The organism is Ornithinimicrobium carbonis, from assembly GCF_050703245.1.
Classification (GTDB): Bacteria; Actinomycetota; Actinomycetes; order Actinomycetales; family Dermatophilaceae; genus Ornithinicoccus.
The window spans coordinates 3,762,981-3,777,786 of record NZ_CP192647.1 but is presented as its reverse complement, the minus strand read 5'-3'; the positions used below and the strand labels follow the sequence as shown (position 1 = coordinate 3,777,786).

Below are 14,806 nucleotides of genomic sequence, written 5' to 3'. Positions count from 1 at the left end.
GGGGCGGCGCCACGTCTGCGTCGCTAGGGGATCAGGCCCGGTAGGACCGCGTGGACGGTCTCGACGGCGGCGAAGGGCCGCAGCCCGGCCCGTGCCCAGGCCCGTTGGACGCGGACGTTGTGCGACTGGGTCGAGATGACCACGCTCCGTCGTCCTCTGGCGCGAGCGGCTCGGGCCACGGCGGCGAGGAGGCTGGCGTAGCGGCCCCGGCCCTGAGCCGCCGTGGTGAGCCCGGCCAGGAGGACCTCCAGGTGCCCCTCGGGGGAGAGACTGTCCACCAGCGTCGCGAGGCCCACGACCGCGCCGTCCAGAACCAGGACGAGCGCGTCGTGAGGATCGGCCAGAGCCGACCGACGAGCCCACTCCTGGTAACCCGCCAGGGCAGCCGCGGGGTCGAGCAGCGGGTTGGCCGCGTAGTGGTTGCCGTAGCCGGAGAAGGAGTCGGCCACCACGGCGTCGACCACCGTGGACCGCTCGGCCTGCCCGCCGGGCAGGTCCGCGAGGGCGAGGACCTCCTGCCCGGGGACCGGCTCGGGCCGGGCCACCTCGGCCCAGGGCGCGGACCAGTAGGTGAGCGAGCCGGCCGGGAGCACCTGACGCCCCGAGCGCGCCACCGCCCGAGGCCAGCTCGAGCGACGCGGCGGGGTAGCGCACCACCACCACCTCGGCGTCGTCCCCCCGCAGACGCCCGGTCACCTCCTCCGCCACCGGACCCACCGCGACGGGTCCGTCCGGCCGGACGTCCCAGCCCACGGTGAGCCGGGTCATCTCCAGACCGAACCGGGCGCTCTCGGCGCCGGGCTCGCGGCCCAGGTCACCCCGCCGCCCTGGAGACCGTCCCAGCTCACGACCGGGGACCGCCCGGATAGGAGGTGACGCCGGCCACGACCCGGTCCAGGTCGGCGTCGGTGAGGTCGGGCCACAGCGGCAGACGCACCAGCCGGGCCGCCACGTCGGCGGTGACGGTGCAGGGGACCGGGGTCCTGCCGAGGCGCTGCCCTGCGGGGCTGGAGTCCAACGGCTGGTAGTGGAACGTGCCGACGATGCCCTGCTCGCGCAGGTGACCCAGCAGTCCCGTCTGACCCTCGTGGTCCGGCATCAACAGGTAGAACAGGTGCGCAGGGTGCTCGGCCTCCTCGGGGACGTGCATGAGGGTGGCTCCGACGTCCTCCGCCCACGAGGGCAGGTCGTGGGCGTAGCGGTCCCACACGGCCGTCCGGCCGGCCTGGATGCGCTCGAAGTCCTCCAGCTGGGCGCGCAGCACGGCCGCCAGCAGGTCGCTCGGAAGGTAGCTGGACCCGGTGTCCACCCAGGTGTACTTGTCGACCTGACCGCGCAGGAACATGGCACGGTTGGTGCCCTTCTCACGCACGATCTCCGCTCGTTGGGCGAACCGGTCGACGTCGTTGACGAGCAGGGCGCCGCCCTCGCCGCAGTGGACGTTCTTGGTGTCGTGGAAGCTCTGTGTCGCCATCGCGCCGAAGGTCCCGAGCGGCCTGCCCCGCCACCGCGCGCCCAGGCCGTGGGCGTTGTCCTCCACGAGGTCGATCCCGCGGCGGGCGCAGAGGGCGGTGAGCTCGTCGAGCCGGTGGCCCACCCCGCCGTAGTGCACGGTGTAGACCGCGCGCGTGCGCTCGGTGATCGCCGCCTCGAGGAGGTCCACGTCCAGGCAGAGGGTGGTCGGATCGACGTCCACGAAGACGGGTGTGGCTCCGCGCATGGCGACGGCCGCCGCCGTCGAGGAGAAGGTGAAGCTGGGCACGACCACCTCGTCGCCGGGGCCGATCTCCAGCAGCACGCCGGCCAGCTCCAGGGCGTGGGTGCAGGAGGTGGTGAGCAGGGCCTGCGGGGCTCCGGTGATCTCCCTGAGCAGCGTGGACGCCGCAGACGTGAAGGGTCCGTCACCGTGGACGTGGCCGGAGGCGAGGACCTCCGAGACGTAGGTGTCCTCCCCTGGAGCGCGGTGGGGTCGGCTGAACACGAGGACGGGTTCGGTCATCCGGGAAGCATGGCACAGCGGCGCACGTATCCTGGGGCGGTGCCCGACCACGACGAGGCGCCTCGCCGCCCGGACGCCTGGTCGCGCCTGGCGGCCGCCCTGCCCCCACCGCTGGACCGCCTCGTCCACGTCGAGCAGGTCCGCTACCTGCTCGTGGCTGGCACCACCTCGTTGTTCTACCTCTCGCTGGTCGCCGCCGGTCTCGCCCTCGGCCTGCACTACATGGTCGCGATCGCCGCGGCTCAGGTCATCACCATCACCGGCGCCTTCCCGGCCTACCGCACCCTCGTCTCTTCGCCTCACGTGGCGACTGGCGGGGCGACCTGGCCCGCTTCCTCTCGGTCTGGTCCTCGGGCATGGTGGCCGGGTTCGTGGCCACGCCCGCTCTCGTGGAGCTGGCCGGGATAGCTCCGCTGCCCGCGCAGGTCGTCGCCATCGCGGTGGTGGCCGTGGGCAGCTACCTGGGCCACCGGTACGTCTCCTTCCGGCACCGGGACCGGACGGCAGGGGGATGATGTCCGGGTGAACGTCTCCGTCGTCATCCCGTGCTACGGCTCCGAGCAGACCCTTCCCGACCTGGTCGAGGGTCTGCACCAGGAGCTGGGGGACCCCTCGCACCCGCAGGTGGAGGACTACGAGGTGATCCTGGTCGTGGACGGGAGCCCGGACGCCACGTATGCCGTCGCCCGGCGTCTGGAGCGCGAGTCGCCGAGGGTCCGGGCGCTGCTGCTGCGGCGCAACTACGGACAGCACAACGCCCTGCTCGCCGGCATCCTGCGCGCCCGGTACGAGGTCGTGGTGACGATGGACGACGACCTGCAGCACCGGCCGAGCGAGGTCCACAAGCTTCTGGTGCCCCTGGAGGACCCGATGGTCGACCTCGTCTACGGCGTGGCGGTGGAGGAGGAGCACGGGTTCTGGCGCTCGCTCGCCAGCCGCAGCGTCAAGGCGGGCCTGGCTCTGGCCGAGGTCCCCAACGCCAACGACGTCAGTGCCTTCCGCGCCTTCCGCACCCAGCTGCGCGACGGGTTCGCGCACGCGGCGGACGCCTTCGTCTCCCTCGACGTCGTGCTCTCCTGGACGACGCTGGGGGTCCGCCGGGTGGACGTGGTGATGGACGAGCGGACCGTGGGACGGTCCGGGTACGGCCTGCGGCGTCTGGTGCGGCACACCCTCAACATGGTCACCGGCTACGGCACCGTCCCCCTGCGCATGGTCAGCTGGCTCGGGATCGCCTGCTTCGTCCTCGGGATGGGGCTGCTCGCGTTCACCCTGTACGGCTTCGTCGTGGGGCGGACGACGGTCAGCGGCTTCACCACCCTGGCGTCGATGATCGCCCTCTTCTCGGGGGCGCAGATGCTCTCCGTGGGGATCCTGGGGGAGTACGTGGGGCGCCTGCACTTCCGCAGCATGCACAAGCCGACCTTCCTCGTCCGCGTGGACGGGGAGCCGGGACGGGCGGACGACCCGCGCCGCGGCGGACGGCTGGACCCGGCGGGGTCGCAACCACCGGACGCCGTGGCCACCGCCCTGCGGCGCCGCTACCCGAATGCCGAGACCCTCCCGGGGGACTGAACGTGCCCCGAGACGGTCTTGGGTCGTTCTACGGTGGTGCCTCGCTGCAGTAGGGCCCACCGTGGTAGTGCCGGAAGGCTGACTCGGCCGCCGCCAGGATGCGGTCCCGGCTGAACTGCGAACCGATCGTGCTGCGCAGCTGTTTCACCGTCCGGCAGCGCCGCTCGTCGGCCTGCTGCGAAGGATCTCCTAGGACGATCTCCCGGTGCACCGCGCCCACCGCCTGGTGGTTGTCCGGGTCGATGTGGGAGGCGCGCAGCGCCGGGTAGTTGAGGGCGAGCGTCTGAGAACACAGCACGACGACGAGCGCGGCGGCCACCAGCGTCGGTGCTGGGCGCCGGGGGCGTGCCGTCTGCAGGGCCGTGGCGACCATGGCGAGGGTGAGCGCGATCATCGTCCAGGTGACCATCGTGCTGCGGTAAGGACTGCCGACCGAGACGACGATCTCGTGGGAGAGGCTCGACAGTCCCATGACCAGTGCCGTGCCGACCGCCGCCGCGCCCGGGACCACGGCCGTCACGAGGAGGAGGCGGGCCTCCGCCCGGCGCTGCTGCGGTTCGTGGTCCCGGGACTCGGTGACCCGGACCAGCACGACCAGGGCGACGGCGATGAGGACGGCGAGCAGCACCGATCCCGGGGTCACCCACCCGGGGAACTGGTCCGCCAGGCCCTGTTCCCGCAGGTCGGCCCTCACCTCGGTGCGGGCACCGCCCGGCACGGCGGTGAGAAGGTTGCGGGTGGCCGTGACGAGGGTCTGCGGTCCCAGGTCCAGCTGGGAGCCCTCGTAGCAGCTCCGGTCCGCGCACAGGTTGGCGATCCATGCGCGGATCCCCACGAAGACCACCGCGAAGCTGGCGAGGAACGCGCCGCCGACCCAGAGCCTGGCATGCCGGCTCCGCCTCCCCCGCGGGTCGGCGTCCGTGGCGAGCACCGGTTGCTGGAGCAGCGCCACGAGGACCAGCGGGACCGCCACGTAGTAGAGCTCGTAGCTGGTGTTGAGGAACAGGCCGACCAGGACCGCCGTCGTGACCGCCAGGACCTTCGCGGCGTTCCCCCGTCGTGCGACCAGTCCGGTCAGCCACAGCATCAGGCCCACGGTCCCGATCAGCACGAGCACGGCGCCCCAGGTGAGCACGGCGTAGGAGGTCCACCCGTTGCGGAACTGGCCGTGCGCCTGCGCCCCGGCGCCCGTCAGCACCGTCGCGAGGAGGGTCACGGTCGCCACGGTCCGCCACGACAGTCTGCGCAGGGACCCGTCGGGGCCACGGTGCCGCAGCACCCGGAGGAACGCCACGATGGTCGCCACGATCAGGGCCAGGAGGACGATCTTCAGCAGAGCCTGGCCGACGACCAGGGGGGTGCCCGACCACACCGCCAGGTCCATGACGAGCAGCATCGTCAGGGACCGTGCGATGAAGGCCAGGACCGTGACCCGGCCGAAGGTCGTCGCCGTGCGGTCGAGGTCCGCGAGGTGGTAGGCCACCACCCCCACGTAGGACCCGTCGGTCAGGCCGGCGGCGTCCGGGTACCAGTAGCGGTCGTCGGCCACGATCGGGTTCGTGAGCACGGGCCAGAACATGACCAGCAGCCCCGCCCCCAGGACCAGAGCCGCCAGCAGGACCAGCAGCGGGGTGGGGCGGTGGTCAGGACGCATGGAGCAGGAGCCTATGCCTCCGAGGGCCCCGGGCCCGTCAGCAACGTGGTCCCGGGAGATGCCGGACCGGCCCCCCCCCGTGCAGGGTCCCGGGACCGGTCGTCGTCGGTCAGTCCCGGCCGTAGAGGTCACGGGTGTAGAGCTTGTCGCCGAAGGAGCGGGCGTGCTCGTCGAGGCGGTTGGCGATGATGACGTCGGCGGTGGTGGTGAACTCGTCGATGTCGCCGAGGACACGGGCACCCTGGAAGGTGTCCTCGGCCAGGGCGGGTTCGTGGATGACGATGTCGACGCCGCGGGCCTGCAGGCGGGACATGACGCCCTGGATGGAGGAGGCCCGGAAGTTGTCCGAGCCGGCCGGCCTTCATGATGAGCCGGTAGATGCCGACCGTCTGGGGGTGGCGGTCGAGGATGTCGGCGGTGATGAAGTCCATGCGGGTGGTGTTGGCGTCCACGATGGCGGTGATGAGGGTCTGGGGGACGTCGCCGTAGTTGGCCAGCAGCTGGCGGGTGTCCTTGGGCAGGCAGTAGCCGCCGTAGCCGAAGGAGGGGTTGTTGTAGTGGGCGCCGATGCGGGGGTCCAGGCCCACGCCCTCGATGATCTGGCGGGTGTCCAGGCCGCGGGTGGCGGCGTAGGTGTCCAGCTCGTTGAAGTAGGCCACCCGCATGGCCAGGTAGGTGTTGGCGAACAGCTTGATGGCCTCGGCCTCGGTGGAGCCGGTGAGGAGGACGGGCACGTCCTTGTCCAGGGCGCCTTCCAGGAGCAGGTCGGCGACCAGGCGGCCGGCCTCGCCGGTGTCGCCGACGATGATCCGGGAGGGGTGCAGGTTGTCGTGCAGGGCGCGGCCCTCGCGCAGGAACTCGGGGGAGAAGAGGATGGTCGCCCCGGGGTGCTCGGAGCGCAGCCGTTCGGTGAACCCGACCGGGATGGTCGACTTGATGACGATGGTGGCGCCCGGGGCGTGGCCCAGGACGTCGGTGGCCACCTTCTCCACGGTGGAGGTGTCGAAAAAGTTGGTCTCGGTGTCGTAGTCGGTGGGGGTGGCGATGACCACGACCTGGGCGCCGTCGTAGGCGTCGGCGGGGTCCGTGGTCGCGCGCAGGTCCAGATGGTTGGTCGCGAGGTGCTGCGACAGCTCGGGGTCCACGATCGGGGAGCGCCGCTCGTTGATGAGGTCGACCTTGGCCTGGTCGATGTCCAGGGCCACGACCTGGTGGTGCTGGGCCAGCACGGCGGCGTTGGACAGGCCCACGTACCCGGTCCCGGCGATGGCGATCTTCATACGGTCTCCCTAGCTCGGACGAACCGCCCCAGTATGACGTGCGCCCCGGCGCGGGCGGATTAGGCCACCGTCCGCGGTGCCCGGTACCGTGGACGGGTTCACCGCCCCGTCGCAGGCCCCGCCTGTGGACGACGCCGGTCCCGGTCGCTGCGACCGTGGCAGGCTCGGGGAGGTGGGACGTATGAAGCCCTCCTGTCACGGAGAGACCGTGACCGCACGAGACCGAAGGAGGTGGGTTCACGCATGCGTCAGTACGAACTGATGATCATCCTCGACCCCGAGACCGACGAGCGGAACCTCCAGCCCACGCTGGAGAAGATGCTCGCCGTGGTGCCGAAGGACGGTGGCACCGTCGACAGCATCGACGTCATGGGTCGTCGCCGGATGGCGTACGAGATCAAGAAGCAGGCCGAGGGGATCTACGCGGTGGTCCAGATGACCGCCGAGCCCGCGACCGCCCAGGAGCTGGACCGCCAGCTGGGCCTGAACGAGTCCGTCCTGCGGACCAAGCTGCTGCGTCGCGACGCCTGAGTCGCGCGCGCACACCCCCATCGAGGACCACGGACCAAGGATGATCTGAATGGCCGGAGAGACCCCCATCACCATCGTCGGCAACCTCACCGCCGACCCCGAGCTGCGCTTCACCCCCAGCGGTGCGGCCGTCGCCAACTTCACGGTGGCGTCCACCCCGCGACAGTTCGACCGCCAGGCCAACGAGTTCAAGGACGGCGAGACGCTGTTCATGCGCTGCTCGGTCTGGCGCGAGGCGGCGGAGAACGCGTCCGAGTCGCTGACAAGGGCGCCCGCGTCGTCGTCACCGGTCGGCTCGTCTCGCGCTCCTGGCAGACCAACGAGGGCGAGAACCGCACCGTCATGGAGATGCAGGTCGACGAGGTCGGCCCCTCCCTGCGCTACGCCACCGCCAAGGTCACCAAGACCCAGCGCGGCGGCTCCGGCCAGGGCGGCGGAGGCGGCGGCTGGGGCCAGCAGGGCGGAGCGCCCGGCGGTGCCCCGCAGGGTGGGCAGCCCGGCTGGGGCCAGCAGGGCGGACAGCCGGCTGCACAGCCGGCCCAGCCCGGTGGCGGCCAGCAGGCCGGCGGCCAGCCCGACTCCGACCCGTGGGCCACCGGTGGCGCTACCAGCGGTGGTCAGCAGTCCGGCGGCGGAGGGTGGGGCGGCGCGCCGTCCTACGACGAGCCGCCGTTCTGACCGCCCGCACCTGGGCCGGGAGCACCTGACCCGGCCCGCTCCGCACCGGACGGACGGTCCGCCGCCCGCCCGCTGCATACCTGAAGAACCACACCATCCCGAGCTCTGCTCGGGCTCTCACGAAAGGGGAGAGCACCACGATGGCCAAGCCCGTTGTGCGCAAGCCCAAGAAGAAGGCGAACCCTCTCAAGGCCGCCAAGATCGAGGCGATCGACTACAAGGACACCGCGCTGCTGCGCAAGTTCATCTCCGACCGCGGCAAGATCCGTGCCCGGCGCGTCACCGGCGTGACCGTGCAGGAGCAGCGCCGTATCGCCAACGCCGTGAAGAACGCGCGTGAGATGGCGCTGCTGCCCTACTCCAGCTCCGCCCGCTGAGACGACGAGGAGAACTGATGAAGCTCATTCTCACCCAGCCGGTCTCCGGACTCGGGACCGCCGGCGACGTCGTCGAGGTCAAGGACGGCTACGCCCGCAACTTCCTGCTGCCCCGCAAGGTCGCCATGGCCTGGACCAAGGGCGGCCAGAAGCAGGTCGACGCGATCAACCGCGGCCGCGAGAAGCGCGCCGTCAAGACCGCCGAGGAGGCCTCGACCGCCAAGGACAGGCTGCAGTCCGCCGAGATCACCGTCTCGGCCAGGGCGGGCCAGGGCGGGCGGCTCTTCGGCGCCGTGACGCCCGCGGAGATCGCCGAGGCGATCGTCGCGGCCGGCGGCCCGCAGGTCGACAAGCGCAAGATCGAGGTCCCCACCCCGATCCGCACCGTCGGTGACCACCCGGTGCACGTGCGCCTGCACGACGACGTCTCCGCCGACGTCACGGTGACCGTCGTCGCCTCCTGAGGCGGGACGCCACCACCACGCACCACCGCACCACCGGACGGCCCCGGCCCCGCAGCAGCGGTCCGGGGCCGTCAGCGTGGTGCGGCCGCCTCCCCCGGACCCCCAGGAGGGTCGGGGCCGTCCGCGCCCGCCGGTAGACTCGCCGGACCGCACACGTCAGACCCCGGGAGGGCCGTCGCATGATCGCTGCCCTGCTGGTGCTGCACCTGGCGGCGGCGCTGGTGGCGCCCAGCCTGGTCGGCGGCTGGGCACCCGGGTCTTCTGGGGCCTGGCCCTGGCTCCCTCCTTCACCGCGGTCTGGGCGGCCACCCAGATCGGCACCGCCGGCGGTGCGCAGCCCCACACCGAACGGATCCGCTGGGTCGACGACCTCGGGATGGACCTGTCCTTCCGGATGGACACCCTCGCCTGGGTGCTCACCCTCGTCGTCTCCGTCGTCGGCACGCTCGTCCTCGTCTACTGCGCCTCCTACCTGCGCGACGACACCCGCGGCAACGTCGGTCTGCTCGCGGCCTCGCTCACGGCCTTCGCCGGGGCCATGCTCGGGCTGGTCACCGCCGACGACCTGCTCGTGCTCTACGTGTTCTGGGAGCTGACGACGATCCTCAGCTACCTGCTCATCGGCTACCTCTCGCGCAGTCCCGCGAGCACGCGCGCGGCCAAGCAGGCGCTCATCGTCACCACCGCGGGCGGCCTGACCATGCTCGTGGGCATCGTCCTGCTCGGGAACGCCGCGCGGGACCTACCGGATCAGCGAGCTGGTCGCCTTCCCCACCGCGGGGACGGCCACCAGCGTCGGCGTGGTCCTGCTGCTCGTGGGCGCGGTGACCAAGTCGGCCCTCGTGCCCTTCCACTTCTGGCTGCCCGGCGCCATGGTCGCGCCGACCCCGATCAGCGCCTACCTGCACGCCGCCGCGATGGTCAAGGCCGGCGTCTACCTGGTCGCGCGGTTCGCCCCCGCCTACGCCGACCTGCCGGCCTGGCAGGTCACCGTGCTGGTCCTGGGCAGCGCCACCATGCTGCTGGGAGCCTTCCGCGCCACCCGGCAGAACGACCTCAAGCTGCTCCTCGCCTACGGCACCGTCAGCCAGCTGGGCTTCCTCGTCATCCTGCTCGGCTACGGCAGCACGGGGGCCACCCTCGCCGGGCTGACCCTGCTCGTGGCCCACGCGCTGTTCAAGTCCTCGCTCTTCCTGGCGGTGGGGACCATCGACCACGCCACCGGCACCCGCGACATCCCCGTCTGACGGGGGTCCGCGGACGTATGCCGTGGCTCGCGGCGGGCGCGACCCTGTCGGCGCTGTCGATGGCCGGGCTGCCCGTGCTCCTCGGCTTCGTCGGCAAGGAGGCCGCGCTCACCGCGGTGCTCGACCCGGCCGACGGCTGGGTCTCGCTGCAGGGGGGCGCCGCAGTGGCGGTCGTGCTCGGCTCGGTCCTCACCGCGGCATACTCCTTCCGCTTCCTGTGGGGGGCGTTCACCGACCGCTCGCGCCCGCCCCTGGGGGACCCGTCCCCGCCGCACTGGCACCGGCCGTCGTGGGTGCTCGTCGCCGTGCCGGTCGTCCTGGGGGTCGGCGGTCTGGTGCTCGGGGTGACCTCGACCGCGCTCGAGGAGGTGCTGGCCCCGCACACGGCGCTGGTCGCGCACGTTCCCGGCCCCGAGGTGCACCTGGGGCTGTGGCACGGGCTGACCCCGGCGCTGGGGGTCTCGGTGCTCGTGTGGGTGCTGGGCGCCTCTGGTGGGGCGTGCAGTCGCGCCGCCCCGTCGAGGTGCCGGTGCCGCTGTCGCCCTTCGACGCCGGGCGCGGCTACCACCACCTGATGCGCGGCACCGACCGGGTCGCCCTGGAGGTGACCGGCTTCCTGCAGCGGGGCTCGCTGCCCGTCCTGCTCGGCACCATCGTGGCCGTGATCGTCGTGGTCCCCACGGTGACGATGTTCACCCGGCAGGTCTCCTGGCCCTCGGTGCGGTTCGCGGACTCCGCCGCCCAGGTCGCGACGGCCGTGCTCGTCGTCTCCGCCGCGTACCTGGCCACCCGCGCCCGGCGCCGGCTGCGGGCGGTCTTCCTCGTGGGGGTGACCGGCTACGGCACGGCCTACCTCTACCTCCTGCACGGCGCCCCGGACCTCGCGCTGACCCAGCTGCTCGTGGAGACCGTCACGCTGGTCGTGCTCGTCCTGGTCCTGCGCCGCCTGTCCGGACGCTTCCCCGACGACCCCACCCGGACCAACCGCCGGGTGCGCGCGCTCATCGGCACGGCGGCGGCCGGTGTCGTCGGGACCGCGGCGGTGATCGCCGCCGGGTCGCGCGTGCAGGAGCCGCCGCCGGCGCGGGTCTGGCGGAACGGGCGGTCGACTACGGCGGGGGCTACAACATCGTCAACGTCATCCTCGTCGACGTGCGCGCCTGGGACACGATGGGTGAGCTGTCGGTCATCCTGGCCGCCGCGACCGGCGTGGCCAGCCTGATCTTCCTGCGCGACGAGAACCTGCGCCGCGCGGCCGAGGGCATCCTGCGCGCCCGGGACCAGTGGGCCCGTCCGGGCGGGGAGCCCCTGGAGGTCGGGAAGGACGAGCCGGCGCCGGTCACCCCGTGGATCGCACGGGTGGACCTGCTCGACCCGGACCGGCGCTCGACCATCCTGGAGATCGTCACCCACCTGGTCTTCCACACGATCATGGTCTGGTCGATCTACCTGCTGCTCTCCGGACACAACCAGCCCGGAGGCGGGTTCGCCGCCGGCATCGTGGCGGGGCTGGCCCTGTGCCTGCGCTACCTCGCCGGCTACGGCGCCGAGCTCAGCGCCGCGCTGCCGGTCCGCCCGGCGTCGCTGCTGGGCACCGGGTTGTTCATCGCCGGCGGCTCCGCCGTGCTGCCGATGCTCTTCGGCTCCCCCGCCCTGCGCACCTGGATCACCGACGTCCACGTGCCCCTCCTGGGGGAGGTCCACGTGGTGACCTCGCTCCTGTTCGACGTCGGCGTCTACCTGGTCGTGCTGGGCCTCATGCTCGACATCCTGCGCAGCTTCGGTTCGGGGATCGACGAGATCGCCCTCGACGAGAAGAAGCGGGTGGCCGGCCGATGATCCCCAACCTCACCCTCGTGCTCACCTCGGCGGCGCTCGTCGGGACCGGGACCTACCTGTTCCTGTCGCGGTCGCTGGTGCGCGCGCTCATGGGCTTCCTGCTCATGGGCAACGGGATCAACCTGCTGTTCATCGTCGCCTCCGGTCCTCCCGGGGCGCCCCCGATCGTCGGCGCGGCGGAGCCGGGCGAGCAGATGTCGGACCCGGTGCCCCAGGCCCTGGTGCTCACGGCCATCGTCATCACGCTGGCGATGACGGCGTTCGTGCTCGCCCTGGCCCACCGGGGCCGCCAGCTCTCCGGCGTCGACCTCGTGGACGACGACACCGAGTCCGCCCGCATCCACGCCCGGGCCGAGGCCGACGACGTGGGCTCGGGACCGTCGGCGCGGGAGACCAGCGAGGAGATCGAGGCCGAGGGGTACCGGACCGAGAGCTCCCACCACTCCGAGGTGCCGCCCGCCCACGCGCACGACGAGTTCGACGAGGACGACGACGACGACCACCCTCGCGACGCCGACCAGGAGCGGGGGGAGCGCCGATGACGACCCCCTGGGCCTGGATGGTGCCCCTGCTCGTCGTGCTGCCGCTCATCGGCGCGGGCATCACGCTGGCCGCGACCGGGCGCACCGCCGTCCAGCGCGTGGTGAGCATGAGCGTGCTGACCGCGATGCTCGTCCTGGCCGGCTGGCTGCTCTGGGCCGCCGACACCCAGGGCCCCCAGGTCATGATGGTGGGCGGCTGGCTGCCGTGGGAGGGCATCGTCCTGATCGTCGACCGCCTGGCGGCCCTGATGATCATCGTCTCCACGACGGTGACCATGGGCGTGCTCGCCTACTCCGTGGGGCAGGGTGCGAGCTCCTTCGACGACGAGTCCGACGGCCACTCCCCGCTGCCGGTCTTCCACCCCTCGATCCTCGTGCTGGCGGCCGGGGTGACCACGACCTTCGTCTCCGGGGACCTGTTCCACCTCTACGTCGGCTTCGAGATGCTGCTGGCCGCGAGCTTCGTCCTCCTCACCCTCGGCGGGACGGCCGAGCGCGTGCGGGCGGGCACCACCTACGTCCTGGTGAGCCTGCTCTCCTCGATGATCTTCCTGACCTCCATCGCCCTGGTCTACGCCGCCGCGGGGACGGTGAACCTGCCCTGCTGCTCGCCCAGCGGCTCGGGGAGATCCAGCCGGGCACCGCCGCCCTGCTGCACGTCATGCTGCTCATCGGCTTCGCGGTCAAGGCCGCCGTGTTCCCGATGTCCGGCTGGCTGCCGGACTCCTACCCCACGGCGCCCGCGCCGGTGACTGCGGTCTTCGCGGGCCTGCTGACCAAGGTCGGCATCTACGCCATGATCCGCACGCAGACGCTGCTGTTCCCCGACACCCGCTTCGACGACCTGCTGCTGTGGGCGGCGCTGCTGACGATGGTCGTGGGCATCCTGGGCGCGATCGTGCAGGACGACATCAAGCGGATGCTGTCCTACACCCTCGTCAGCCACATCGGCTTCATGCTCTTCGGCATCGCGCTCGGCAGCACGATCGGCCTGGCCGCGGCCATCTTCTACGTCGCCCACCACATCCTCGTCCAGACCACCCTGTTCCTCGTGACCGGCCTGGTCGAGCGCGTCGGAGGCTCCACGGACACCGCCCCGCCTGGGCGACCTGGCGCGGATCAGCCCGATCGTGGGCGTGCTGTTCTTCATCCCGGCGATGAACCTCGCCGGCATCCCGCCGTTCACCGGCTTCCTGGGCAAGGTCGGCCTCATCCAGGCGGGCGTGGACGACGGGCGCTGGCTGGCCTGGGCGCTCGTCGTCGCCTCCGTGGTCACCTCCCTGCTCACCCTGTATGCCGTCGCGCGGGTCTGGGGGCGCGCGTTCTGGTCGGAGAACCCCGAGGGGATCACCGGCAGCGGACCCCTGCGCGGCGGGCACCACGGCGCGCTGGGGCTCGGCGTGCTCCTGCCCACGGGAGCGCTCGTGGCCCTCGGGGTGGCGCTCGTGGTCGTCGCGGGTCCGCTCTACGACGTCACCACCCGGGCGGCCGTCGACCTCATGCTGCGCACGCCCTACCTCGACGCGGTGCTGGGATCGGGGGTGAGCCCGTGAGTCCCCCGGTGACGCGACGGCATACCCCTCGGCGCCTGTCGTGGTGGTCGGTGACCTGGCTGACGGTGGTCTGGGTGCTGCTGTGGGGCAACCCCTCCCCGGTCGTCCTCGCGGGCGGGGTGCTGACGGCCGTGCTCGTGCTCGTGGTCTTCCCCCTGCCCCGCGTGCGTGTACGGCTGCGCCTGAAGCCCTGGGCCTTCACCGTGCTCGTCAGCCGGTTCCTCGCCGACGTGGTGGCGGCCTCCTTCCAGGTGGCCTGGCTGACGGTGCGGCCCGGACCACCGGTGCGCGGCGTGGTGATGGACCTCGAGCTCGCCGGCGACGACGAGCTGCTGCAGACGATCACCGCGGAGATGACGGCGCTGGTGCCCGGGACGGTGGTCATCGACCTGGAGCCGTCGGAGCGGCTGCTGACGCTGCACGCCCTGGACGTGTCCACGCCCCGGGCAGGCCAAGGCGGTGCGCCGGCGGGTGCTGGCCCAGGAGGCCCGGGTGCTGCGGGCCTTCGACCCCCGTGCCGAGCAGCTGCTGAACCCCCGGACCCGCAAAGGAGCCCCGATGACCCTGGACGTGGTGGAGAGCGTGCTCGCCTGGGCGGTCGGGGGCGTCCTGGCGGTGGCGGCGGCGCTGACGCTCGTGCGGATCACCATCGGCCCCAGCGTGCTCGACCGGGTCGTGGCCACCGACGTGCTCGTCTCGGTGGTCGTCTGCGCGCTCGGTGCGCACGCCGCGCTGACGAGCGGGTCGACGACGCTGCCCCTGCTCATCTCGTTGTCCCTCGTCGGCTTCCTGGCCTCGGTCGCCGTGGCGCGGTTCGTCGCCCGGGACCGCGATCCCACGTCCCAGGAAGGGCGGCTGGAGCCATGAGCTGGACCGACGTCGCCGACCTGCTCGGCCTGGTCGCGCTCCTGGCCGGCGCGCTGTTGTGCCTGGCCGCCGGGATCGGCCTGCTGCGCTTCCCCGACCTGCTGACCCGGATGCACGCGGGGACCAAGCCGCAGGTGCTCGGCGTGCTGCTCGTGCTGCTGGGGGTGGGCCTGCGCACCCGTTTCCGGCCTCGACGTGGG

Annotated in this window: 15 protein-coding genes and 6 pseudogenes; 17 read left to right on the top strand and 4 right to left on the bottom strand. The window is 72.2% G+C overall.

Going from position 1 to position 14,806, the window contains the following annotated elements; translation table 11 throughout:
* Positions 1-23 precede the first annotated feature (23 nt).
* Together ACQ95T_RS19010 and rffA are read right to left on the bottom strand one after the other, a co-directional pair.
* Complete coding sequence (locus ACQ95T_RS19010) at positions 24-614, bottom strand: GNAT family N-acetyltransferase (protein ID WP_431473299.1); 591 nt, start codon at positions 612-614, stop codon at positions 24-26.
* A gap of 230 nt (positions 615-844) precedes the next feature.
* Complete coding sequence (gene rffA / locus ACQ95T_RS19005; protein WP_425943370.1) at positions 845-1,999, bottom strand: dTDP-4-amino-4,6-dideoxygalactose transaminase; 1,155 nt, start codon at positions 1,997-1,999, stop codon at positions 845-847.
* Between the two features lie 39 nt (positions 2,000-2,038).
* On the opposite strand from rffA, the gene ACQ95T_RS19000 reads away from it, so the two are divergent.
* The 3 genes from ACQ95T_RS19000 to ACQ95T_RS18990 are packed head-to-tail and all read left to right on the top strand — an operon-like array spanning position 2,039 to position 3,574.
* Positions 2,039-2,407: a hypothetical protein gene (locus ACQ95T_RS19000; RefSeq protein ID WP_431473298.1), complete on the top strand. Its 369-nt coding sequence runs from the start codon at positions 2,039-2,041 to the stop codon at positions 2,405-2,407.
* The gene (locus ACQ95T_RS18995) at positions 2,371-2,514 is read left to right on the top strand and encodes a hypothetical protein (RefSeq protein ID WP_431473297.1); all 144 of its coding nucleotides are present in this window, start codon (positions 2,371-2,373) and stop codon (positions 2,512-2,514) included. The genes ACQ95T_RS19000 and ACQ95T_RS18995 overlap by 37 nt, the downstream gene beginning before the upstream one ends.
* 7 nt (positions 2,515-2,521) lie before the next feature.
* Entirely contained in the window at positions 2,522-3,574 is a 1,053-nt protein-coding gene (locus tag ACQ95T_RS18990) for a glycosyltransferase (protein WP_425943368.1), read from the top strand.
* Positions 3,575-3,602: 28 nt separating this feature from the next.
* Here the strand turns inward: ACQ95T_RS18990 and ACQ95T_RS18985 are convergent, their stop codons facing one another.
* Both ACQ95T_RS18985 and ACQ95T_RS18980 read right to left on the bottom strand, forming a co-directional pair.
* A complete protein-coding gene (locus ACQ95T_RS18985) occupies positions 3,603-5,228 on the bottom strand; it encodes a hypothetical protein (RefSeq protein WP_431473296.1) in 1,626 nt (541 codons plus the stop codon).
* A 109-nt stretch (positions 5,229-5,337) separates the two neighbouring features.
* Positions 5,338-6,508, bottom strand: a pseudogene (locus ACQ95T_RS18980) (nucleotide sugar dehydrogenase).
* Positions 6,509-6,751: 243 nt separating this feature from the next.
* Here ACQ95T_RS18980 and rpsF point away from each other — a divergent pair.
* The 14 genes and pseudogenes from rpsF to ACQ95T_RS18910 form a co-directional block, all read left to right on the top strand.
* A complete protein-coding gene (gene rpsF / locus ACQ95T_RS18975; RefSeq protein ID WP_425943365.1) occupies positions 6,752-7,039 on the top strand; it encodes a 30S ribosomal protein S6 in 288 nt (95 codons plus the stop codon).
* A gap of 49 nt (positions 7,040-7,088) precedes the next feature.
* Positions 7,089-7,717 (top strand): annotated as a pseudogene (locus tag ACQ95T_RS18970) (single-stranded DNA-binding protein).
* Positions 7,718-7,857: 140 nt separating this feature from the next.
* Positions 7,858-8,094, top strand: a complete 237-nt coding sequence (gene rpsR, locus ACQ95T_RS18965; protein WP_075959211.1) for a 30S ribosomal protein S18 — start codon at positions 7,858-7,860, stop codon at positions 8,092-8,094.
* A 17-nt stretch (positions 8,095-8,111) separates the two neighbouring features.
* Complete coding sequence (gene rplI / locus ACQ95T_RS18960; RefSeq protein WP_425943363.1) at positions 8,112-8,558, top strand: 50S ribosomal protein L9; 447 nt, start codon at positions 8,112-8,114, stop codon at positions 8,556-8,558.
* Between the two features lie 376 nt (positions 8,559-8,934).
* Positions 8,935-9,228 (top strand): annotated as a pseudogene (locus ACQ95T_RS18955) (proton-conducting transporter membrane subunit); the annotation flags it as partial.
* 79 nt (positions 9,229-9,307) lie between these two features.
* Positions 9,308-9,805, top strand: coding sequence for a proton-conducting transporter membrane subunit (locus ACQ95T_RS18950; RefSeq protein ID WP_431473861.1), 498 nt, complete (start codon positions 9,308-9,310; stop codon positions 9,803-9,805).
* A 17-nt stretch (positions 9,806-9,822) separates the two neighbouring features.
* Positions 9,823-10,380: a hypothetical protein gene (locus ACQ95T_RS18945; RefSeq protein WP_431473927.1), complete on the top strand. Its 558-nt coding sequence runs from the start codon at positions 9,823-9,825 to the stop codon at positions 10,378-10,380.
* Entirely contained in the window at positions 10,380-11,027 is a 648-nt protein-coding gene (locus ACQ95T_RS18940; protein WP_431473860.1) for a hydrogenase subunit MbhD domain-containing protein, read from the top strand. The genes ACQ95T_RS18945 and ACQ95T_RS18940 overlap by 1 nt, the downstream gene beginning before the upstream one ends.
* A complete protein-coding gene (gene mbhE, locus ACQ95T_RS18935; RefSeq protein ID WP_431473859.1) occupies positions 10,934-11,644 on the top strand; it encodes a hydrogen gas-evolving membrane-bound hydrogenase subunit E in 711 nt (236 codons plus the stop codon). Before ACQ95T_RS18940 ends, mbhE begins: the two co-directional genes overlap by 94 nt.
* The gene (locus ACQ95T_RS18930) at positions 11,641-12,186 is read left to right on the top strand and encodes a Na(+)/H(+) antiporter subunit C (protein WP_425943361.1); all 546 of its coding nucleotides are present in this window, start codon (positions 11,641-11,643) and stop codon (positions 12,184-12,186) included. Before mbhE ends, ACQ95T_RS18930 begins: the two co-directional genes overlap by 4 nt.
* Positions 12,183-13,739, top strand: a pseudogene (locus ACQ95T_RS18925) (Na+/H+ antiporter subunit D). The gene ACQ95T_RS18930 and the pseudogene ACQ95T_RS18925 overlap by 4 nt, the downstream one beginning before the upstream one ends.
* Positions 13,736-14,125 (top strand): annotated as a pseudogene (locus ACQ95T_RS18920) (Na+/H+ antiporter subunit E); the annotation flags it as partial. The pseudogenes ACQ95T_RS18925 and ACQ95T_RS18920, both read left to right, overlap by 4 nt.
* An 85-nt stretch (positions 14,126-14,210) precedes the next feature.
* Positions 14,211-14,606, top strand: coding sequence for a monovalent cation/H+ antiporter complex subunit F (locus ACQ95T_RS18915; protein WP_431473295.1), 396 nt, complete (start codon positions 14,211-14,213; stop codon positions 14,604-14,606).
* A pseudogene (locus tag ACQ95T_RS18910) lies at positions 14,603-14,725 on the top strand (monovalent cation/H(+) antiporter subunit G); the annotation flags it as partial. The gene ACQ95T_RS18915 and the pseudogene ACQ95T_RS18910, both read left to right, overlap by 4 nt.
* Between the last annotated feature and the right edge of the window lie 81 nt (positions 14,726-14,806).